The organism is Clostridioides sp. ES-S-0054-01 (genome assembly GCA_021561035.1).
Taxonomy (GTDB): Bacteria; Bacillota; Clostridia; order Peptostreptococcales; family Peptostreptococcaceae; genus Clostridioides.
The window spans coordinates 2,432,198-2,454,352 of sequence record CP067346.1 but is presented as its reverse complement, the minus strand read 5'-3'; the positions used below and the strand labels follow the sequence as shown (position 1 = coordinate 2,454,352).

At 27.4% G+C, this 22,155-nt stretch carries 22 protein-coding genes; 17 read left to right on the top strand and 5 right to left on the bottom strand.

The window, feature by feature from the left end:
- Positions 1-33: 33 nt before the first annotated feature.
- The 3 genes from JJC02_11615 to JJC02_11605 are packed head-to-tail and all read right to left on the bottom strand — an operon-like array spanning position 34 to position 1,110.
- The gene (locus tag JJC02_11615; protein UDN53550.1) at positions 34-606 is read right to left on the bottom strand and encodes a manganese catalase family protein; all 573 of its coding nucleotides are present in this window, start codon (positions 604-606) and stop codon (positions 34-36) included.
- A gap of 28 nt (positions 607-634) precedes the next feature.
- Positions 635-901: a spore coat protein CotJB gene (locus JJC02_11610; GenBank protein ID UDN53549.1), complete on the bottom strand. Its 267-nt coding sequence runs from the start codon at positions 899-901 to the stop codon at positions 635-637.
- On the bottom strand, positions 901-1,110 hold the full coding sequence (locus JJC02_11605) for a spore coat associated protein CotJA (protein UDN53548.1): 210 nt from the start codon (positions 1,108-1,110) through the stop codon (positions 901-903). Before JJC02_11605 ends, JJC02_11610 begins: the two co-directional genes overlap by 1 nt.
- A gap of 268 nt (positions 1,111-1,378) precedes the next feature.
- Here JJC02_11605 and JJC02_11600 point away from each other — a divergent pair, with 268 nt between their 5' ends.
- The 11 genes from JJC02_11600 to JJC02_11550 all read left to right on the top strand — a co-directional run bounded on the left by JJC02_11600 (position 1,379) and on the right by JJC02_11550 (position 11,441).
- Positions 1,379-2,239 (top strand): tRNA 2-thiocytidine biosynthesis protein TtcA, encoded by an 861-nt coding sequence (locus JJC02_11600; GenBank protein ID UDN53547.1) that lies wholly within the window; start codon positions 1,379-1,381, stop codon positions 2,237-2,239.
- A gap of 47 nt (positions 2,240-2,286) precedes the next feature.
- A complete protein-coding gene (locus JJC02_11595) occupies positions 2,287-3,315 on the top strand; it encodes an exonuclease domain-containing protein (GenBank protein UDN53546.1) in 1,029 nt (342 codons plus the stop codon).
- 396 nt (positions 3,316-3,711) lie between these two features.
- Entirely contained in the window at positions 3,712-4,380 is a 669-nt protein-coding gene (locus tag JJC02_11590; protein ID UDN53545.1) for a hypothetical protein, read from the top strand.
- Positions 4,381-4,537: 157 nt separating this feature from the next.
- Complete coding sequence (locus tag JJC02_11585) at positions 4,538-5,044, top strand: 3'-5' exonuclease (GenBank protein UDN53544.1); 507 nt, start codon at positions 4,538-4,540, stop codon at positions 5,042-5,044.
- A 128-nt stretch (positions 5,045-5,172) separates the two neighbouring features.
- Positions 5,173-6,156, top strand: coding sequence for a transglycosylase domain-containing protein (locus tag JJC02_11580; GenBank protein UDN53543.1), 984 nt, complete (start codon positions 5,173-5,175; stop codon positions 6,154-6,156).
- A gap of 354 nt (positions 6,157-6,510) precedes the next feature.
- Positions 6,511-7,215, top strand: coding sequence for a B3/4 domain-containing protein (locus tag JJC02_11575; protein ID UDN53542.1), 705 nt, complete (start codon positions 6,511-6,513; stop codon positions 7,213-7,215).
- A 56-nt stretch (positions 7,216-7,271) separates the two neighbouring features.
- Complete coding sequence (locus tag JJC02_11570; protein UDN53541.1) at positions 7,272-7,472, top strand: hypothetical protein; 201 nt, start codon at positions 7,272-7,274, stop codon at positions 7,470-7,472.
- A gap of 588 nt (positions 7,473-8,060) precedes the next feature.
- Positions 8,061-8,438: a BlaI/MecI/CopY family transcriptional regulator gene (locus JJC02_11565; GenBank protein UDN53540.1), complete on the top strand. Its 378-nt coding sequence runs from the start codon at positions 8,061-8,063 to the stop codon at positions 8,436-8,438.
- Positions 8,431-9,474 carry a protease gene (locus tag JJC02_11560; protein ID UDN53539.1) on the top strand — a complete coding sequence of 348 codons (1,044 nt, stop codon included), beginning with the start codon at positions 8,431-8,433 and terminating at the stop codon, positions 9,472-9,474. The genes JJC02_11565 and JJC02_11560 overlap by 8 nt, the downstream gene beginning before the upstream one ends.
- Positions 9,475-9,745: 271 nt before the next feature.
- Positions 9,746-10,774 (top strand): M56 family metallopeptidase, encoded by a 1,029-nt coding sequence (locus JJC02_11555; GenBank protein ID UDN53538.1) that lies wholly within the window; start codon positions 9,746-9,748, stop codon positions 10,772-10,774.
- A gap of 490 nt (positions 10,775-11,264) precedes the next feature.
- Positions 11,265-11,441, top strand: a complete 177-nt coding sequence (locus JJC02_11550) for a peptidoglycan-binding protein (GenBank protein UDN56420.1) — start codon at positions 11,265-11,267, stop codon at positions 11,439-11,441.
- A gap of 792 nt (positions 11,442-12,233) precedes the next feature.
- Here JJC02_11550 and JJC02_11545 read toward each other — a convergent pair.
- Together JJC02_11545 and JJC02_11540 are read right to left on the bottom strand one after the other, a co-directional pair.
- Positions 12,234-13,250: an alpha-hydroxy-acid oxidizing protein gene (locus tag JJC02_11545; GenBank protein UDN53537.1), complete on the bottom strand. Its 1,017-nt coding sequence runs from the start codon at positions 13,248-13,250 to the stop codon at positions 12,234-12,236.
- A 328-nt stretch (positions 13,251-13,578) separates the two neighbouring features.
- Entirely contained in the window at positions 13,579-13,761 is a 183-nt protein-coding gene (locus JJC02_11540; GenBank protein ID UDN53536.1) for a hypothetical protein, read from the bottom strand.
- A 313-nt stretch (positions 13,762-14,074) separates the two neighbouring features.
- On the opposite strand from JJC02_11540, the gene JJC02_11535 reads away from it, so the two are divergent.
- The 6 genes from JJC02_11535 to buk all read left to right on the top strand — a co-directional run bounded on the left by JJC02_11535 (position 14,075) and on the right by buk (position 21,997).
- A complete protein-coding gene (locus tag JJC02_11535) occupies positions 14,075-14,494 on the top strand; it encodes a DUF3785 domain-containing protein (GenBank protein ID UDN53535.1) in 420 nt (139 codons plus the stop codon).
- Between the two features lie 432 nt (positions 14,495-14,926).
- Positions 14,927-16,927, top strand: coding sequence for a sigma 54-interacting transcriptional regulator (locus JJC02_11530; GenBank protein UDN53534.1), 2,001 nt, complete (start codon positions 14,927-14,929; stop codon positions 16,925-16,927).
- A 262-nt stretch (positions 16,928-17,189) separates the two neighbouring features.
- Complete coding sequence (locus tag JJC02_11525) at positions 17,190-18,449, top strand: aminotransferase class I/II-fold pyridoxal phosphate-dependent enzyme (GenBank protein UDN53533.1); 1,260 nt, start codon at positions 17,190-17,192, stop codon at positions 18,447-18,449.
- Between the two features lie 60 nt (positions 18,450-18,509).
- Positions 18,510-20,297: an indolepyruvate ferredoxin oxidoreductase subunit alpha gene (iorA, locus tag JJC02_11520; protein UDN53532.1), complete on the top strand. Its 1,788-nt coding sequence runs from the start codon at positions 18,510-18,512 to the stop codon at positions 20,295-20,297.
- A 1-nt stretch (position 20,298) separates the two neighbouring features.
- Positions 20,299-20,874: an indolepyruvate oxidoreductase subunit beta gene (locus tag JJC02_11515; protein UDN53531.1), complete on the top strand. Its 576-nt coding sequence runs from the start codon at positions 20,299-20,301 to the stop codon at positions 20,872-20,874.
- 52 nt (positions 20,875-20,926) lie between these two features.
- Entirely contained in the window at positions 20,927-21,997 is a 1,071-nt protein-coding gene (buk, locus tag JJC02_11510; GenBank protein ID UDN53530.1) for a butyrate kinase, read from the top strand.
- The last annotated feature ends 158 nt before the right edge of the window (positions 21,998-22,155 follow it).

Genomic DNA, 22,155 nt, shown 5'->3' with positions numbered 1-22,155 from the left:
ATCAAATAGTAGTAGTTTATATAAATAAAAATTTTAGAATATTTTTTGAGATTCTTCTAACTCATAAGCGTCCATTAAAGCTTCTCCAAATCTCTGATAGTGAATTATTTCCCTTTGACCTAAGAATTTTAGTACATTTATAACATCAACATCATCTGTTAGATTTATAAGTTGATAATAAGTTGCAAGTGCCTTTTGTTCAGCTGCCATATCCTCATGTAAATCAGTTACAGGGTTTGACATAACTGCAATAGGTCTTACATCAAATGGAACACCATTTGAATCTGTTGGATAAAGTCCATATCCATTTTGAGCATAATTTGAACCAAGACCTGCAGCTTTTAGTTCTTCAGGGCTTGCATCAGAAGTCAACTGATAAACCATAGCACAGATAACCTCAACGTGAGCTAGTTCCTCTGTACCAATATCTGTTAAAAGTGCACGCATATTACCAGTAGGCATTGTATATCTTTGGCTTAAATATCTCAATGATGCAGCAAGTTCTCCATTTGGTCCACCAAATTGAGTTATAAGAAATTTAGCCATTCTAGGGTCGCAAGTTTTTATATTAACTGGGTGTTGTATAGTTTTCTGATATATCCACATAAATTCTCAATCCTCCAATACTCGATGTCTAATAATTAAATTCTCTGTCCCAAGGCCAAGGTTGGTCAGCCCATTGCCAAGGGCATCTACTTGGAGCATACCCAAAGTTAGTTAAAGGACCGTATTTATTTTCGTAAGCATATCTAGCTTGCGCAAATTGATTACATAATGAATTGTAAGTGTTGATAGCATTTTTATCGTTAGGATGATTGTCTAAATATAAGTTCATATCAACACATGCAAAAGATGTCTCCTGAATTTTTCTCATAAGTTCAGCTCTAGATGAATCTTTCATTATCTTCTACCTCCTCTATATTTTTTTGGCTTAGCATATAATTCTTTGTTGTACATTTCAGATTCTAATAAGTTTAGTTCTGGGAATATAGTTCCAAATTTTAATGCATCAGAAAGGCAGTACATTTCTGTGAAAATTTGATTGTTAACATATGGTCTAGCCAAAGATGAACCACAATTTTTTTTGATATCTCTAGTTTTATTTTCCAAGATGAAAACCTCCTTGTTGTAAATAGATAGGTAACTCTATCTAGTGTATAATATTCAATCATTTAAAAATCGTTACTCATAATAAAATATTAAATGAGAAAAATAAAAAAGATAATAAAAGAAAGAGGTTATTTATGTTATTATAAGTTTATGTGTTATTGCAAATTATAAATTATTTATTAAAATTAAAGTAAAAATTATAGTATTTTGTGAATGAAGGTAGACTTTTTTTAAAAATATTATTAACATAAATATACGAGGTGATTAAATGAGTGAGCTATCAGGAAAAGGCTGTGAAATTATAGTTCCTTTTGAGGAAAGGCTTCCAGTAAGAGATATAGAAAAAAGTATAATAAAAAAGTATAGAAAAAATTTATGGTCCAAGTTTATGAAGGCAATAAGAGATTATAAATTAGTTGAAGAAGGGGATAAGATAGCTGTAGCAATTTCTGGTGGAAAAGACAGTATTCTTATGGCTAAAATGTTTCAAGAGTTAAAGAAACATGGACAAGTTAATTTTGATGTTGAATTTGTTGCTATGGACCCTGGATACCATGCAAATATAAGACAATTACTTATAGATAATTGTAAATATCTAAATATACCAATACATTTATTTGATTCAAGAATATTTGAAATAGCAGATGAAATAGCAAAAGATTATCCATGTTATATGTGTGCAAGAATGAGGAGAGGAGCATTATATTCAAAAGCAGAAGAGTTAGGATGTAATAAACTTGCATTAGGTCATCATTATGATGATGTAATAGAGACAACAATGCTTAACTTATTGTGTGCTGGCAATTTTAAAACAATGCTTCCTAAACTTAATTCCACTAATTTTGAAGGTATAAAAATCATAAGACCACTTTATTATATAAGAGAAGAACATATTATAAGATTTATTCAACATAGTGGTATATGGCCATTAAATTGTGCATGTATGGTTGCTGCTAAAAAAACAGGCAATAAGAGATATGAAATAAAAGACTTAATAAAGAGTCTAGAACCAAATTTTAAAAATGTAGAAAAGTCTATATTTAAGGCAGCAGAAAATGTAAATCTTGATTCAGTACTTGGCTGGCAAAAAGATGGGGAGAAACATTCTTTCTTAGAAAATTTTGAATAAAAGTAATTAAAAAGAATCACTATAAACAATTGGAAAGGGTGTTTATATTGAAAAGAGTATATATAGATTTTGAAATGAATATGCCAAATTCTAAATCAAAGAGAGCAGTATTAAATTCTGATATAATTGCAATTGGAGCAGTTATGTATAATGAAAAAACAAAAAATATTGCTAAATTTAAATCTTTAATAAGACCAGTAAGTAATGATGAATTGTATCCTCATATACAGGAATTAACACATATATCTTCTGAAGAATTGAAGAATGCACCAAGTTATGAAGAGGTCATGAGAAAGTTTAAAAAATGGCTTGGCATATTTTCTGACATTAAAGGGATATATACTTTTGGTAATTTAGATTTGACATGTTTCAATAACACAGATATGAGAAGTTCTAAAAAAAATAATCATCCAAGATTTGTAAATAATATTAGAGATTTATTTGTAGATATAAAAGAAAAATATATAAACTGTGGTATGAGATGTATGAACTATATATCATTGAAAAATTTACTTGAATTTATTAACTTAGAGTTTAGTGGAGATGCTCATGACCCATTAAATGATGCATATAATTTATTTATTTTGGATGAAGCAATCACAAATAATATAGATATACAAAATCTTTTGATAATACGTGATATAATAAGACCACCATTCAATTCTATAAATTGTAATTTAGATAATTGTTTTGATAAATTTAAGGAGTCACTATATAAAAAAGAAGGAAATTATAATATTGTAGATTTTTCGATTGAGATAATAAAAACTGTGAGAATGTACTTATCAACAATCATAGATGTAAATATACAAAATTTAGAGGTTGTGAAGGATATAAGTAAAAAATTGGATACTATAGATAAATTGAAAGATATAGCGGAAGGTTATTTTTATTTATTAGAAGATGTGTATTTCGACATGAAAGACATACTAGAAGACTTAATGCTTTATAGAGTGCATGAAGATGAGTATAAGTATGAGGTAGAAAATATAATAAAAATGTTTGATGAGGACTTATATAATGAAAAAATATATATAAGTGAATTTAATAATTTAAATGTTATTAACAAGGTATAGGAAATTATAAATAAGAGAATAAAACTTGATAATTATAATAATTTTTTATAAGATTAAATCGAAATAAAACTAAATTAATATAAAAATAATATATAATAAAAAATGTAGAAAGTATAGATGCTTTCTACATTTTTTATTGTATATTATTTTAAGTTTAAAAATGTATTATATGTTTTATAATTAATATATTTTATACTTGTAAAACATAAAAACTAGTTATTGTTAAAGTAATTGATTTGTTGTATTATAATTTACCTTTATATTTGACTTATATTAATACAAATAATTTCAAGGTTAATTTTATGCAATATAGTATTATAAAAGTATAAATAGCATTCAATAAAAATATATATTGTATTAGGTATCTTAAATAAATTTTTTAAAGGGTGATTTTTTATGCAAAATATAACTAGTTATTTTAGAACAATACTATGTGTATTTATATGCTTATCATCTATATTTATATTTACTCAGCTAGTTAGAGTATTTATTAATAAGAAGAAGGTTAATCAAAAAATTAAATCAAAAAAAGGATTTAGATATGATAGAGATTTGATTGAAGCTAGAAGAGAAGAAATACATATAAATAACAACAATAATAATAAAAATAAGAGTAGCAATAAGAAATTAAAAGAAGAAAAAGTATTTAAATATGATAATGGCGATTTATATAAAGGTGAATTTGTTGATGGGAAGAAAAATGGATTTGGGATATATATTTTTTCAAGTAAGGAAAAGTATGAAGGCTTGTGGAAAGATGATAAGATGCATGGAATAGGAAAATATACTTATAGAGATGGTTCAATATATACAGGTGAATTTAAATATGGATTAAAAAATGGTTTGGGGAAATTAACGTATCCCAATAATGATATTTATAAGGGCTATTTTTTAGATAATAAGAAAAATGGGAAGGGTGTATTATACAAAAATGATGGAAATAAACAGGCAGGAATATGGGAAGATGATGAACAGTGTAAAAGTTTGGATTTTAAAGATTTAAATAATAATAAAATAAGCAAGGTTTATCAAAATAGATTAAATAACAATAAAGCAAAAATTTAGTCATTATAATAAAAAATCTTTATTTATGGCGGAATATAGAATATATCTATGTTGTAATTTGTAAAATCTTTCTATATCATATAAAATTAAGTATTGATTAGTCTATTACATAAATATAGAATATAAATATATCCATTTGATAATAAGGAGAAGAGATATGAAAGAATATGTAGTTGTGGATTTAGAAACTACAGGATTAGATCCATATAAAGGTTGTGAAATAATAGAAATAGGAATAACAGAAATAAAAAATGAACAAATTGTAAAAAACTATTCAAGGTTGATAAAACCTAAAGGAATAATTTCTTCATTTATAACAGAATTGACACATATAAGCAATGAAATGGTAGAAAATGAAGAACCTTTAGAATTAGTTTTACCTAGATTTAGAAAATACATAGGTAATAGAACTATAATTGCACACAATGCGAAATTTGATTTAAAGTTTTTAAATTACTATCTTAGAACATTAGATTTAGAACCAATAAACAATTATATATGTACGCTAGAGTTATTAAAAAAGTGTAAAAGTTATAAAGGAAAAAATAAGAAGCTTGAAACAGCTTGTGCTTATTACAATATAGAGAATATAAATGCTCATAGAGCTGACAGTGATACTTTAGCAACTGCAAAACTATTTTTGAAAATAAAAGATGAATATTAATCATAAATATAGAGAAAATTAGTGAAAATATGTTTTATAAAATTTGACCCTTAAGCTTACAATTTTGTTCTTTGATTTATTTTGTAGAACAATGTATAATGTACCTTATATGAGGAAGGGAGACTAAAATGGGTTATTACAACGATGATGATAATAATAAAATAAGACGTAAAAAAGTCAGCAACAGTAAAGATAGTAATAAAAAATCTAAACATTATAAGACAAGTTCTAGCAAAAGAATAAGTGAAAAAGTAGATTCACAGAATCTTATAAAAAGAGATAGAGATAGTTTTACAAGAGATAATGTAAGACCTTTAAATACAGATTATAAGCAAAGAGAAAGAAGAAGAGGCGAGTATAAAGAAAGAGAGACAAAATTAAAAAGTAAAAAAAGAAAAAAACAAAAAAGGATTAAAATAGTTAGAGCATTGTTATCTATTATGCTAGTTGCACTGATTGTATTTTCAGTGATAGGTGCAATATTTACAGTTTCAGCTATAAAAGGTTCACCTGAAATTACTAAAAAATTAATTAGGTCTAAATATATAAGTAGTGAGGTTGTAAGTATAAAGCAAATGCCAAATGATTTAAAGCACGCAATAGTTTCTATAGAGGATGAGAGATTTTATAAGCATAAAGGAGTAGATGCTATTTCTCTAGTTAGGTCAGTACTAAATAATGTGTTTACAGATACAACGCAAGGTGGAAGTACTATAGATATGCAAGTTTCAAAGAACCTGCTTACTAGTGATGATAAAAATATGAAACGAAAAATAAGAGATATGTATAATGCTAAGCAGATGAATAAGATTATGACTAAGGATGAAATTCTTGAAGCTTATTTAAATAATATGTATCTAGGCAAAAATGCATATGGAGCTGCAAAGGGAGCTGAAGTCTACTTTGGTAAAAAAGTTAGTGAATTAAATCTAGCTGAATGCGCTATGTTGGCTGGTATGACAAATAACCCTGCAAGGTATATTGACCATGGAGAGGCTAAGAAGAGACAGGTGATTGTATTGTATAAGATGCATGAGCTTGGTTATATAACTGATAAGGAGTATAGAATAGCAAAAGCTGATGACACTCCATTTAAATCTGAAATTGATTAAAAATGTAAAGAATACAGTGTTTTCAATAGATTGAATAGCTAGAGATGTAACAAAATAGGTGATTTGTCACCCATTTGACACCGTAATTACAATCTGGTGGCAAATTGTTTTAATATATAAATTGGATAATAGAGTCTTGTTTTAAATACTATATTATGATAAAATTTATTTGTATTTTATCAATTAAAAAACATATAGTTTAGTTTTCTAGGGTTCCGCATTTTATAATGGTCAGGTCCAAGAGAAAACGCACAATTATTGTGTACACGGAAGGATAAAAGCCTGGGAGATATTTAATAATATTTCTATAGGCTTTTTTATTTTTACATATTTTAAATTTGAGGAGGTTTTCTAATGAAAAAATTTGTTGTTGAGGATGCGTTTTGGAATCTATTTCCTAGTGCAAAGATTGGGGTTGTTATCTGTCATGATATAGATAACTTTATAAAAGATGAAGACTATAAGAAAATAATTTTGCAGGGAGAAGAAGAAGCATTAAAACACTTGGAGAATTCAGAATTTAGCAACAACCAAGTGATTAAAGTATGGAGAGAAGCATTTAAAAAATTTAAAACGAAAAAAGGAGCAAGGTCGTCTATTGAGGCATTATTAAAAAGAGTCCATAATGGAAATCATATAGGAACTATTAACCCCTTAGTGGATATCTACAATTTTATCTCATTAAAATATGCATTACCTTGTGGAGGAGAAGATATAGATAAATTTATAGGAGATATTAGGCTAACTAGAGCAATTGGCAATGAGGAATTTATTCCACTAGGGACAGATGAAAATTCATCTCCATATGAAGGAGAGATAGTTTATAAAGATGATGCTGGAGCAATTTGTAGATGTTGGAATTGGCGTGAAGCAGTGAGAACTATGCTTACTGAAAATACTAACAATGCCTTTTTATGTATTGAATTAGTAGATGAAAGTAGATTTAAAGAATTTGAAAATGCTTTAAATGAATTAGCTAAAATAGTTCAAGAAAAACTAGGTGGGAGATGTAAAATTTCAATTTTAGATATTGACAATAGAGAAGTATCAATAAATTAATTTGGGGATGATGTTTGTAATGGGTTATTTTAGTTATAAAGATATTTATATTGAGGATGGGAAAATTTATTTTAGGTATAACGATTATCAAAGGATATAATGATGATGAGGATTCTATTGATAAGATAAAAAGTATTGTTTACAAATTATCTCAAGATAAAATAATTGTTGAAAGAATAAATGATGGAAAGTTTAAGAAAAAGCTTGGTTCATTTGAAGAAATTTCAAAGGAATTGTGTAATATTAAAAACATTTAAAAGCAAGAAACAATTAAGTATTGATATGACTAATTATGAATATGGTGAGATTTGATGTTGTAAGGGAAAGAAAGCTATAAGTTTAAAATGATTTATAGACATTATATCCTATTAAAGAAAATAAAAATCTAGAATATAATAAAAGCCTTTAAAATAATAAATGTATTTTAAGGGATTTTTATTATGTTCTTTTTTTAGAGGATAATGATTTAACTATTTAGGAGCTATGCCATGTCAATTATAGTTAATTTAGATATGTTTGTAAATAATCAATATAAAATAGATATTTTAATTAAGGTAAAGTGAAAATAAGGAGATTATTAAAATTTATTATATATTGCCCTAGTTTATTTTAAAAAAAAGTATTATAATATCCCTTGTGCGAAAATAACATTCTACACTATTATAACTAAATATATAAAAAGTAGAATATTTAAGCAAATATATTTTAAAATCTAACTTTTAGTATTTTAATAAATTAGAAAATTAACAAAAAATACAAAAATTCACATTTTTTTCATAAAGTGTTTGACTATGAAATTCACATGTTGTAGAATTAAGATAGTAAAAGTTTTGAGGGAGGTGCAAATGATGATAAAGAAAATACCACAAGCAGAACTAAAAGTAATGAAATTCATTTGGAGAGTAGATGCTACAGTGACATCAAAAGAGGTTATTGAAGCTATGGGAAAAAAATATGGCTGGAAACAAACTACTACACTGACACTTTTATCGAGACTAGTAAAAAGAGGATTTTTAGATGCTCAAAAAATAGACAGATATACACATTACACAATAGTTATAAAACACAAAGAATATTTAAGTTTTGAGACAAAGGATTTCCTAACTAATATACATGATGACTCTTTGAAAAGCTTAATTGTAGCATTACATGATGATGAAAACATAGGTAAAGACACGCTGAACTTTTTAGAAAGTTATTTTGAAAATTTGAAGGATGAATAATTGTATGATATATATCTTTGAAAATCTTATACAGACAACTATTATATGTAGTATTGGTATTTGTCTATTATTATTTTTGAAAAGATATGTGTTTAAAAAGTTTAGTAAGAGATTCAATTATTATATTTGGTTGGTAATAGTCTTTAGAATGTTACTTTTTCTATTTAATTATACTGTAACTTATGAAGTAAAGAAGAATAACAGAAATACAGTAGGAAATAGTATTACACAAATTGATATTCCTAAAGATAATAATCTTATGCTATATGTAGCTTATTTATGGGTATTTGTAGCAATAGTTATTGCAGTTTATACATTTATAAAGTATACAAGGTTTAAAAATCTTGTTGTTGATGTATCTTATGATATTGAGGATAATGATGTAAACTATCTCTATAAAAATTTATTAGAAGAATTAAACATAAAAAAGAAAATTGAGCTAAGAGGTTCTGATGAATTGATAAGCCCAGCAGGTATGGGATTATTTAAGTCATACATATTTTTACCAGATTATCCTTATAGTAAGGATGAGTTAACTTGGATTTTAAAACATGAATTGATGCATTTTAAAAACAAAGATATTCTAATAAAGTTTTTAGTGTTGTCTGTGAAAATAATATATTGCTTTAATCCACTTGTTTATATAATGAGCAGTAAAGTAAATCTAGATTGTGAATTATGTTGTGATGAAAGTGTTTTAGCTGATTGTTCTCTAAGAGATAAAAAAGAATATGCATTAGCACTTATAAAGTCAATTAAGTTAAGTAAGAATTATCATAGTGGGGTTTTAACTACAGAATTTAATAAGACAAACTTAGAAAAGAGACTTGAGAGTATTGTTAAAAAGAAGGGTAAAAGTGGTATTATAATAGCATTTACTTTGATTTGTGTGTCTTTAGCAACTTATTTTAATTTTGAAAAAATTAGTTTTGATAATTCCAATACTTTGAGAACAATAGGGATTTTCAATAATACAAAAGCAGATCTTAAAGGAGATGGTTTGTCAGGTCGTACACGTATGTATCAAGACTATTAAGTTTAAAAATAAATATTTATACTTAATAACTATGATTAATATTAGTAAAAATACTCTTATATATTTAAAATTTATATAAATATACATATTATATGATGTTGATAAAATAAAAGGAACATTTAGACTCTAAGAAAAAGTATTTTTAAAGTACTATATATAAAGATCCTTTAAAAAGTTTAATTTTGGTATTAAAATGAATAGAACAATATAGATAAAAATAAGCTAGATTTTTCAAAAATCTATTTTAATAATCTAGGAGAAAGATAATTATATGTTATATATATTTGAAAATCTTATACAAACAACTATTATATGTAGTATTGGTATTTGTCTGTTATTATTTTTAACAAAATTTTTCTTTAAGAATTTTAGTAAGAAGTTTAATTATTATATTTGGTTGATAATAATTTTTAGAATGTTATTTTTTATGTTTAATTATACAATATTATATGAGGGAAAAAAATCTAAAAGTAATTTAGTAGGAAATAATATTATAAAAATTATTCCTATGAATAATAACTTTATGCTATATCTAACTTATTTATGGATATTTATAACTATACTAATTGCAGTTTATACATTCATAAAATATACAAAATTTAAGAACTTTGTTGTTGACGTATCTTATGATATTGAAGATGATGATATAAATTGTATCTATAGAAGTTTGGTGAAAGAACTAAATATAAGGAATAGAATTAAATTAAGAGGTTCTGATGAATTGACAAGTCCAGCAGGTATGGGATTATTTAAGTCATACATATTTTTACCAGATTATTCTTATAGTAAGGATGAATTAAGTTGGGTTTTAAGACATGAATTAATGCATTTTAAAAACAAGGATATTCTAATAAAATTTCTAATTTTGTTTGTAAAAATAATATATTGGTTTAATCCATTTGTCTATATAATGAGCAATAGAGTAAATCTAGATTGTGAATTATGTTGTGATGAAAGTGTTTTAAATAACTGTTCTTTGAAAGAGAAAAAAGAATATGCATTAGCACTTATAAAGTCAATTAAGTTAAGTAAGAATTATAATGGTAGTATTTTGACAACAGAGTTTAATAAGACAAACTTAGAAAAGAGACTTGAGAGTATTGTTAAAAAGAAGGGTAAAAGTGGTATTATAATAGCATTTACCTTGACTTGTATATCTTTAGTAACTTATTTTAATTTTGAAAAAATTAGCTTTGATAATTCTAATACTTTGAGAACAATAGGAATTCTCAATAATACAAAAGCAGATCTTAAAGAAGATGGCTTATCAGGTCGTACACGTATGTATCAAGACTATTAAGTTTAAAAATAAATATTTATATATAATATTTTTACAAAAAGTATCAAGGAGGAGTAAAACATTGAAAAGAATAACAAAAATTTTAGTAATTACATCTTGTCTAACATTAGCATTTAGTAATACTGTATTTGCAAATGTGGATAATAAAAATTCTAACTATGTAAATGTATCAAATAAAAAATCTGATGAAAAATCATTTACAGTATCAGGGTATGAATTTACTTATCAAAATGCACCAGAGGAAGTTAAGAAAGGATATGAAAAGAGTTGTGAAGAATTTAATATAAAACCTTCTCCAGATAACATAATTTTTGTACCTGATGATAATATAAGCACTTATGATTTAGATGAGTATATAGATGCTAGAACTTGGTTTGATGTTTCGTATTCTAAAAGTGGGGGATATTTTAAAGTTGTAGGTGGAAATAAAAATTATACTGTAAGTACAAGTGTTACTGTAGGTTATGGGTATGTTACATCAGGTAATCCAGTGCATTTGGTTCAAATTTTATGTAGGAATCTAGCAGGTGTTAATATTGAGCCTGATAGCCAATTTGGAAATAATACATATAATGCAGTTAAAACATTACAAGGTAAACTTGGTTTAACAAGAGATGGAATCGTAGGAAAACAAACTTGGGAAGCTGCAGGAAATAGAATTCCATAAATAGAAAAAAAGAAATAATAAACTTATAAGTTTATTATTTCTTTTTTTTAAATAGAATGTGTATTCTTCTAAAAAAATAGTGATAATTAAAATATTAAATATCACTATATAAAGGCAGGTGTACACTTTTTATATTTATTAAAAACTAAATATTAAAAAGAATTATTAAAAAATATATTGTCAAAACAAGTACAGATGTTCAATATATGTTAAAAGATTTATTTGCAATTATAATTCACTAAATGTTAGAAGTGTAGTTTGATAATCACTTAGGTTATGATAGATATGATGATAAGAATAAAAATACTAAAAACTCTAGAAATGGATATAGAAACAAAAACGTTAAATTAGATTTTGTAGGAAAATAGGATAATAAATATATAACAACATTAAGAAGCTAGCGAAGTAATTGGAATGAAATAGCAACATATTTTAATGTACTCCTCAAATGATTCTTTGTATAACTGAAAAATGGACTCAAAAGATTAGAAATTGGACTCAAATTTTAGATACTTTAAGTACTTATTTTGAAGAAAGAAATTTAATTCTAAATTCATAAAGATAAAAATAAATATTTCAAAAAATTAAGAAATTTTTTGAAGGAGTAATAATTTTTGTAAAAATGGAAAAATACGGAAATAAGGCTATGCTTTTTATGCTATAGCCTTATTAATAAATACTTAATCATCACTTCAAAAATAAATTTTTATCTAAAGAATAAACATAAATATTTTCAGATTCATATGAAATGATATAATATTTAAATATAAATCTTATAAAATTGTTTTACAATCATTTCCATATAACCCTACTATCAATATCCTTAACCTCTTGACAACCAGTCAAAATCATAGTCTCATACAACTCATTTCTAATCTTATCTATAAAAAACTCCACACCATCAATACCACCACCAAAAGAAGCAGTAACAAAAGGTCTCCCTATCAAAACAGCATCAGCACCTAAACCAAGCATCTTAACTACATCAACACCAGTTCTAACACCACCGTCAACAAGTATTGTTATCTTTCCCTTTACAGCCTTAGCTATATCTGGAAGTACATCACAAGTACCAGGAGTATAATCAAGCACTCTTCCACCATGATTTGAAACTATAATAGCACTGGCACCAGATTCTACAGCCATCAAAGCATCATCTACAGTCATAATTCCTTTTATAATAAAAGGTAATCTAGTAGACTCAACCAATTCTCCAATTTCATCAATTGTCTTAGGAGAAAAAGGATTTTCTTGATGCTGTTTGTTGATTAATCCACAAGCATCAAGGTCTACACCAACTGCAAAAGCACCTGCTTTTTCAGACAATTTAATCTTTTCTATTATCTTTGAATTTTTCCAAGGCTTTATAAATACAATCCCATCTCCACCATTATCTTTTAATACATCTAAATTATCCAATAAAAAAGTATCTACATTAGTATCACCAACCATGGCATAAATTCCAGAATTGGAGCAACCTCTAACAACAGGTTCTATGTATTCTTTTTCAGAAACTTTACCGCCCATATTTAATATAGTACCTGATATGGGTGCAGCGAATATAGGAGAACTCATTTTTTTACCAAACAATTCTATAGATGTATCTGGATTTGAAACATTATGTATTACTCTCATATTTATCTTTATTTTTTCTAGACTCTTTCTATTCTCAATAAAAGATGAGCCACTTCCTTTACCACCCATACCAGGAACATTTCCAGCACAAGCTAATCCATTACAAATTTTACATACTTTGCATGTTCCATTAAAGTTTTCTCTGGCTGATTTTAGCAGGTCATTATAATTCATATAAAAACTCTCCTTTTCATAATATTAAATTTGAGTATTACTATGATGAAAATATCTTAATTGTAAATGTAGAGGTGATATTATGATGAGTTAAACTAGATAATACATATTAGATATTTTTATTCTTGTAGATACTTAAATTATAGCATATGAGATAGGTAAATTTTAGAAAAAATTAATTTATTTAAGTATACATTTTGAGAAAATTTAAAAAGGCCATATATAGATTTTTAGAGAATTCTATATATAGCCTTTAAGTTTATGTCAATCTTTTTTATTAATGAATAAATAATATGGAATACAATATACAAAAAAGTTTCTTAAAATGCTAGGATAATCCCCACTTACAGAGTAACTTCATTATGCTGTGTAAATTTGAATCAACAATATTTTCTCCATATCTAACCATAAAATCCTCTAGCTGTGTGTCAATAAATGAATAATATCCACTTAGACTATCAATGTATGCAGTCATTAGGTGCATACATTCATCACTCTTATCTTTATACATATATATCTCCCCCTATATACAATATATAAATTTAGATACTAAATTGTATCATATTAAATAGTTAAGTGTGTCACATCTATACAGTTCTATATTTATATCCTTATATTAATAGTTAAATTAAGTTTTGACAATAGGTTTTGGGAAACTGGATGCTTAAAACGTAAACTTGGATTTTAAAAGAATTAAGTTAGATGTATAGCAATATTTGTATATATGACTTAATTAATTGGAAAGATTATAAACAATTACTTTTATTAAGTTTGTTTAAGTGGTAGAATAACTTGGGGATTAATAATTATAAGGAGGATATAATATGAGTTTATACAAATTTATATATAATGATAAGGAATATTTATTAAAAGAGGATAATTGTAGCGCTTTAATAAATGATGAAGAAAATCCAGTTCAAGGAGTAAGTATTTCAAAAATAATTGATATACTTAATGAAGCAGAAGAAGTTGATTTTGATATAGAATATTATCAAGAAGCATGTCCACTGTGTTTAGAAGGAGTAAAAGAAAAGAAAAAATTCTTTCCATTTTTAGAATATCATTTTTATATTTTCAGTAAAGATGGAGAATACGTAATAAGTAATATATCTATTGATTATAAAGGATTATCTTTTAATAAATTATCAAGGGCAAATAAGGTTGATAATAGTTATATTGTAAGTGTGATAATTTGTGAGAATTGTCAGGATTATATAGTTCAGATAGAAAATTGTATAGTTTAGTATAAAGTATGTCTTAATTTAAGAGAAATCTCTAAATTGAGACATGGACTTTTTTCAAAAATAGTATGGAAAATTACTAAATTTGTGAGATAATGTAAGTCGGAGGCGAGTTACAAGTTATCAATTAAACTAATAAGCGAAAACCAAGTTATAGTTATTGTAGATTTAGAGATAAATAATATATGGTGAAAAATCATAAGCTAGAGAAAGCTATAAGTGAAGTAAGTTGGTCTGAGTTTAGAAGAATGTTAGAATATAAAACCAAATAGTATGGTAGAGAAGTTATAGTGTAAGATAAGAATCTTGCATCTAGTCAGTTATGTTCAGAGTGTGGTTATAAAAATCCAGTAGTAAATAACCTAGGTATAAGAAAATGGTAATGTCCAGAATGTAGAGCAATCTATGATAGAGATACTATAATTTAAAATTGAGGTGATTTTGTTGCGAAAAAAAATAGGAATTATAGCCTCTGATATTGAATTAAAAGAGAGAATAGAAGAATTATATAGAGAAGATGTAGAAAATGGAACTATAATAATTGACATACTTAATCTAGACTTAATGGAAAATCAAGGACGTATACTTGTTGAAAAAGGTGCTCAAGCTATAATTGGTAGAGGTGGAGGTTATAGTCTAGTAATAGATACAGTAAATGTACCTGTTATACCAATGAATATGAAATCAACTGACCTCTTAAGGGCAATAGAATTAGCAAAACAGTATTCTAAAAAAGTAGTATTAATTCTTGGGGATAACGAAGTTTCTTTTGATTATGTTGGCTGGAGAAATGTTATAAGTACTGAAATAACTGAAGAATGGTTTGAATCTAAGTATGAGATAAGAAGTAAAGTTGTAAAATATATAGACCAAAAAGATGAAGTTGTAATCGTAGGTGGAGGTCTAGCTTGTTCTTTTGCAAGACAATATGGCATTGATAGTGTATTTGCAACTGCTAGTGATGAATCTATAAGAGAAGCTGTTGAGTATTGTAAGAAATTATTGGATACATTAGGTGAAGAAAAATTTAATAATGAAGTGTTGCGAAATATACTCGATGGTATAAAAGATGGAGTAATTGCGATAGATAGTAATGGTAGTATAATTTTGTACAATGAAAGTGCAAAAAATATGCTTAAAGTAGAGAGAAAATGTGCACTCAATAAATACATATTAGATGTGTTCCCAAAAATGGAGTGGATGTTAGATTGTTTACATGAAAAAGAGGATGTAGAAGATAGAAAGATAAGAAATATAAATAACTTAATTGTTAATACTAGAACGACATTGATAAAAGTTGATAATAGTACTTACGGGGTTTTAGGAATAATACAAGATATAACTAAGCTACAAAACTTAGAAAGAAAAATAAGATTTGATTTAAATCAAAAAGGTCTCTATGCTAGATATACTTTTGATGATTTTTTATTTAAAGATAAATTAACTAAAGAGTTTATTGAAGAAGCTAAGAAAATTGGAAAAAGCGACTATACAACTTTACTCTATGGAGAAAGTGGGTCTGGTAAAGAAATTATAGCCCATAGTATACACAATATAAGTAAAAGAAAAGACAGACCTTTTGTTGCCATAAACTGTGCTACTATAGCAGAGAACTTGCTTGAAAGTGAACTTTTTGGATATGAAGAAGGTGCATTTACTGGTGCTAGAAAAGGTGGAAAAAGAGGGTTGTTTGAACTTGCTCATGGAGGGACACTTTTTTTAGATGAAATAAATAGTCTATCTTTTAATATTCAGACAAAACTATTAAGAGTAATAGAAGAACGCCAAATAATGAGAATTGGTTCTGATTATATAATACCTTTAGATATAAGAATTATTGCAGCAACGAATGAATCTTTGACTGAAAAAATAGTTATGGGTACATTTAGAGCAGATTTATTTTATAGGTTGAGTAGTTTGGAAATAAATATTCCTCCCCTAAGAGATAGAAGAGAAGATATAATACCTTTGTTTAAAAATTTTGTAAATGAAGTATTAAAGGATGATGGTCTTAATGGAATAAACAGCATAGATGAAAATTTTGTTTTGACTAAAGATGAAATGGATAAACTATATAATTATAGTTGGCCTGGAAATGTAAGAGAGCTAAAGACAATAGCTCAAAAATATGTTGTGACAGGTAAAATTAAATTAAGACAAGATAGAATTTTTAAAACTAAAAAAGTACTTCCTAGTTCTGAGATAGACAAATTTAATTCTGAAACGACAGCAAGTGTAGAAGTCCAAGATGAGTCTATAGATATAAGTAAGATAAATGATGGTAAGGTAAGTATAGATATAAAAGAAGTAAATAAGTATGTTGAAGAAAAAATAATAAGCATGCTTTTTGCTCAGGGACTTTCTAAAAATGAAGTTGCACAAGTTCTTGGAATAAGTAGGACATCTTTATGGAAAAAATACAACAAAAATATTTAGATATAACTACATATAGATTATTTTGAAAGTAATGTTAATTTTTTTAAACAAGTGTTAAGAAAAATTAACGTTATTTTTTTGCAAATTTTTGTTTTTTTAGACAAGCATATATATTTATAAGAAAAACAACAAAAATACTTAATTTAATAATGAAAAAAATCAGAATTCTAAACAAAATCAGTTTTACATAAAGTAAACTTTATTGGCATGGTAATTGCTTGATATATAATGAAAGAGTAAATACAATTTTAGGGGTGATGGTATGAGTCAAAGTATGGTTGGCAAGCATGCAATATGGCCAAAAGAAAATGATGTTATATTTAGCATATCTGGTAGAGCTCAAGCAGTAGAGAAGACTTTAGGTATGGATAATGTAATAAATGCAACAATAGGTGCTCTAATGGATGATTCAGGAAAATTAATAACAATGAAAACTGTATATGAAGAATATAAAGCATTAGATAACTGTGAGATAGGTGCATATGCGGCTCTTGAAGGTCAACCAGAGTACTTAGAAGCAGTTAAAAAAGTATTTTTCAGAGATTACTTACCAGAAGGACATATAAGAGTATTAGCTTCACCAGGAGGAAGTGGTGCAATAAAATTAGCTGTATGGAACTATACTAATGAAGGAGATGAGGTCTTAACATCTGATTGGTTCTGGAGTCCATATGTAAGTATAGCTGAAGAAGCTAATAGAAAAGTAGTTAATTACCAGCTGTTTGATGAAAATAGAAAGTTTAATTTTGAGTCATTCAAAGAAAATTTTGTAAATATAGCTCAAAAACAAGATAGAGTTTTTACAATTATAAACACACCAGCTCACAATCCAACTGGATATAGTGTTGCAGATGATGAATGGGATAAAATATTAGACTTATCAAAAGAAGTTGCAAAAGATAAAGATAAAAAGATAATATTTTTCATAGATTCAGCATATATTGACTTTGCAGGTGATGATGATGTCTGTAGAAAGTTTTTTAAAAAGTTTTCTAATCTTCCTGAAAACGTTCTTGTATTGGTTGGGTTCAGTATGTCAAAAGGATTTACAGCTTATGGTATGAGGATGGGGGCTATAATTTGTATATCTTCAAGTGAAGATGTAGCTGAAGAATTCCATTATTCATGTGTTCATTCATGTAGAGCAAACTGGTCAAATTGTAATAGAAGTGCTATGGCAGTATTATCTAACATTGTAAATGACCCTAAAAAATTCAAAGAATATGAAGATGAAAAAGAATTATACAAAAAGATGCTTACTAGAAGAGCAGATGTATTTGTAAAAGAAGCTGAAAGAGTGGGCTTAGAAATTCTTCCATATATAGCAGGATTCTTTGTAAGTATACCATGTGATAATCCAAGAGAAGTATGTGAAGAATTGACTAAACATAATCTATTTGCAGTTCCATTAAAAATGGGCATAAGATTTGCAGTTTGTGCAGTTTCAGAAGAAAAATGTAAGAAAGCCCCAAGTATTATAAAAGAAGCGCTTGATAGTTTAGAAGTAAAAATAAATAATTAATTTCATTGAACAAATTGGGTGGACTATGAATTTAATAATTGTAGATGGAGGGAATTTTATATGAAACAATTGATGACAGGTAATGAAGCAATTGCACGTGGAGCTTATGAGGCTGGTGTTAAATATGCATCTGCATATCCAGGGACTCCAAGTACAGAAATACTAGAAAATATAGCAACATATAAAGATGCGATAGTTGCAGAGTGGGCTCCAAACGAAAAGGTAGCACTTGAGGCTGCTATAGGGGGTTCAATTGCAGGAGCAAGAACAATGGCTTCTATGAAACATGTTGGTGTGAATGTTGCAGCTGATCCAATATTTACTTATGCATATACAGGCGTAAATGGTGGTATGGTACTTATTACAGCAGATGAACCGGGAATGCATTCATCTCAAAACGAGCAAGACAATAGGATGTATGCAAAATTTGCAAAGATACCTTTATTTGAACCATCAACTAGCCAAGAAGCTAAAGATATGATAAAAGAAGCTTTTGAAGTTAGTGAAAAATATGATACACCAGTTTTATATAGAGTTACAACAAGACTCTGTCATTCAAAAGGATTAGTAGAATGCTATGATAGAGAAGAAGTTGAAATTAAAGAGTATGTTAAAAATGCTAAGAAGATGGTAACTGTTCCAGCAAATGCTCAAATAAGAAGAGGCGTTGTTGAAGAGAGAATGGAAACTCTTAAAAAATTCTCAAATGAAACTGATTTAAACTACTATGAGATAAATGATACAAAAATAGGTGTTATAGCTTCAGGTATGTGTTGTAATTTTGCTAAAGAAGTCTTTGGAAAAAATGCATCATATATGAAGTTAGGATTTACAAATCCACTACCTTATGAAAAAATAAAAGAATTTGCAGATAAAGTTGATAAAATATATGTTATAGAAGAAAATGACCCATTTATAGAAGAACAAATAAAAGCGTATGGAATAGATTGTATTGGAAAAGATGTAATACCTCCATATGGAGAAATGACACCAGATGTTTTAAGAAAAGCTATATTTGGAAAAACAAATGATACTATAGAATACAAATCTGAATTAGTAACACCAAGACCACCAAGTTTCTGTGCAGGATGTCCACATAGAGGATTCTTCTATGAGCTTGGAAAGAGAAAAAATTTAATAGTTGGTGGAGATATAGGATGTTATACTCTTGGATTTGCTCCTCCATATAATGGAATAGATTATGTTGTTTGTATGGGTTCGGCTTTTGGAACTGCACATGGAGCTCAAAAAGTTCTTAATATGAAGGATGGTAATGAAAAAAGATTAGTAGGTGTACTTGGAGATTCAACATTCTTCCATACAGGAATAAATGGACTTTTAGATGTAGTTTACAATAGAGGTAATTCTATATCAGTTATATTAGACAATAGAATAACTGGAATGACAGGTCACCAAGAAAACCCAGGTTCAGGATATACTTTACAAGGTGCTAAAACTAAAGAAGTTGATATAGAAGGATTAGTTAAAGCTTGTGGAATAGAACATGTAAGAGTTATAGACCCTAACAATTTAAAAGAAGTAAATGAAGCACTAGATTGGGCTTTAGCGATAGAAGATGAACCATCAGTAATAATAACAAGATGGCCATGTGTACTTAAAAAATTCTCTAAAGAAGATATAGAAGAGTTTAATAATCCATTTAAAACTAAGTGTAAGGTTGACCATGATAAATGTATAGGATGTAAATTATGTTTGAAAACTGGATGTCCAGCTCTATCATTTGATAAAGAGAATAAATTATCAAATATAGATAGAAATCAGTGTGTAGGATGTGGAGTATGTTCACAAGTTTGTCCAAAACAAGCAATAGTTAAGGAGGAAAAATAATATGACTAAGAGTATACTTTTGGTAGGTGTAGGAGGTCAAGGAACTATACTTGCTAGTAAATTATTAACTATGGGATTGATGGAAGCTGGATACGATGTAAAAATGAGTGAAATACATGGAATGAGTCAAAGAGGAGGTTCAGTTTCTTCACAAGTTAGATATGGAGATTGTGTTCATTCTCCAGTTATAGAAATTGGTGGAGCAGACATATTAGTATCTTTTGAAAAAATGGAAGCTTTAAGATGGTTCAATTATTTAAAACCAGAAGGAAAAGCTTTAGTAAATAATCATAGAATAGATTCTATGACTGTTTTAATCGGAGGAGTTGAATATCAAGAAAGTGATATAGATGAAGAGTTAAATAGATTAAATGCAAAGGTTATAAATGCAGCTGATAAAGCTGAAGAACTAGGAAATTCAAAAATAATGAATGTTATTTTATTAGGATGTCTAGTTAAATCTATGCAACTAGAGTCTATTGATTGGGAAAAAATTATAAGTGAAAATGTTAAACCAAAATTTGTTGAATTAAATATAAAAGCTTTCCATGAAGGCATGGAAATGGTTGGCAAATAGTCTATAATAGATATAAGTAGACTATAGAAATTAAGGTGAAAGGAAGAAAATTATGACTTACAGAATATTAGCCATAAATCCAGGCTCTACTTCTACAAAAATAGCAGTATATGATGGAGAAGAACAAATTCTTGTGAAGACAATAGACCATCCAGCTGAAGAAATTGCAAGATATAATACTATACAAGACCAATTTGAAATGCGTAAGGAAGCAGTTTTGAATATTCTTAAAGAAAATAGTATAGATTTAAAGTCTCTTAGTGCAATAGTAGGAAGAGGTGGAGTTTTACCACCAGTAAAATCAGGAGCGTATTTAGTAAATGAAGAAATGATTGATGTACTTAGACATAGACCGGTGCTTGAACATGCTTCAAATTTAGGTGCTGTTGTGGCACATGCAATATCAGAACCTCTTGGAATAAACTCATATATTTATGATTCTGTTGCAGTAGATGAGCTTATAGATGTAGCAAGAATATCTGGGCTTTGTGGGATGGATAGAGCAAGTGCAGGGCATGCATTAAATACTCGAGCAATGGCTTTAAAATATGCTAAAGATAATGGAAAAGATTATAAGAGCTTAAACTTAATAGTAGCTCATATTGGTGGAGGAGTAAGTATTTATCTTCATGAAAAAGGAAGAATGGTTGATATGCTATCTGATGATGAAGGGCCATTTTCTCCAGAAAGGTCAGGAAGAGTACCTGCTACAAAATTAGTGGCTGCTTGTTATTCAGGTAAATATTCAGAAAGAGAAATGACTAAAAAGATAAGAGGTAAAGGTGGTATAGTTTCATATCTAAATACTGTAGATGCTAGAGAAGTTGAAAAAATGATAGCAGAAGGAAATAAAGAAGCAAAAATTATTTATGAAGCAATGGCTTATCAACTGGCAAAAGGTATTGGAGAACTAGCAACTGTAGTAGATGGAAAAGTAGATGCTATAATTATAACAGGTGGAATTGCATATTCTGAAATGTTTACCTCAATGGTTAAAAAGAAAGTTGAATTTATAGCACCTGTAGAAATTATGGCAGGAGAAAATGAATTGGAATCGCTTGCTTTTGGAACTTTAAGAGTACTAAATGGAGAAGAAGAAGCTAGAGTTTACAGTGAAAATTAATAAGAAAAACTAAAAATGTTTATATACTAAAAAAGTGGTATATCCGTTTTTATACACGAAAGCTTAGAGTATAGGTGAAAATGTATAAAATATGGATTGCCACTTTTTTATAATTAAAATTTTATCTTAAGCTAATGAAGAATTCTGTAAAATTTAGT

Coding starts and splice junctions, on each gene's coding strand:
- JJC02_11540 (UDN53536.1), bottom strand. CDS start 13,761: ATGTATAAAGATAAGAGTGATGAATGTATGCACCTAATGACTGCATAC.
- JJC02_11560 (UDN53539.1), top strand. CDS start 8,431: ATGAATAATTGTATGATATATATCTTTGAAAATCTTATACAGACAACT.
- iorA (UDN53532.1), top strand. CDS start 18,510: ATGAAACAATTGATGACAGGTAATGAAGCAATTGCACGTGGAGCTTAT.
- JJC02_11610 (UDN53549.1), bottom strand. CDS start 901: ATGAAAGATTCATCTAGAGCTGAACTTATGAGAAAAATTCAGGAGACA.
- JJC02_11585 (UDN53544.1), top strand. CDS start 4,538: ATGAAAGAATATGTAGTTGTGGATTTAGAAACTACAGGATTAGATCCA.
- JJC02_11570 (UDN53541.1), top strand. CDS start 7,272: ATGGGAAAATTTATTTTAGGTATAACGATTATCAAAGGATATAATGAT.
- JJC02_11535 (UDN53535.1), top strand. CDS start 14,075: ATGAGTTTATACAAATTTATATATAATGATAAGGAATATTTATTAAAA.
- JJC02_11525 (UDN53533.1), top strand. CDS start 17,190: ATGAGTCAAAGTATGGTTGGCAAGCATGCAATATGGCCAAAAGAAAAT.
- JJC02_11565 (UDN53540.1), top strand. CDS start 8,061: ATGATGATAAAGAAAATACCACAAGCAGAACTAAAAGTAATGAAATTC.
- JJC02_11580 (UDN53543.1), top strand. CDS start 5,173: ATGGGTTATTACAACGATGATGATAATAATAAAATAAGACGTAAAAAA.
- JJC02_11600 (UDN53547.1), top strand. CDS start 1,379: ATGAGTGAGCTATCAGGAAAAGGCTGTGAAATTATAGTTCCTTTTGAG.
- buk (UDN53530.1), top strand. CDS start 20,927: ATGACTTACAGAATATTAGCCATAAATCCAGGCTCTACTTCTACAAAA.
- JJC02_11555 (UDN53538.1), top strand. CDS start 9,746: ATGTTATATATATTTGAAAATCTTATACAAACAACTATTATATGTAGT.
- JJC02_11545 (UDN53537.1), bottom strand. CDS start 13,250: ATGAATTATAATGACCTGCTAAAATCAGCCAGAGAAAACTTTAATGGA.
- JJC02_11515 (UDN53531.1), top strand. CDS start 20,299: ATGACTAAGAGTATACTTTTGGTAGGTGTAGGAGGTCAAGGAACTATA.
- JJC02_11615 (UDN53550.1), bottom strand. CDS start 606: ATGTGGATATATCAGAAAACTATACAACACCCAGTTAATATAAAAACT.
- JJC02_11575 (UDN53542.1), top strand. CDS start 6,511: ATGAAAAAATTTGTTGTTGAGGATGCGTTTTGGAATCTATTTCCTAGT.
- JJC02_11590 (UDN53545.1), top strand. CDS start 3,712: ATGCAAAATATAACTAGTTATTTTAGAACAATACTATGTGTATTTATA.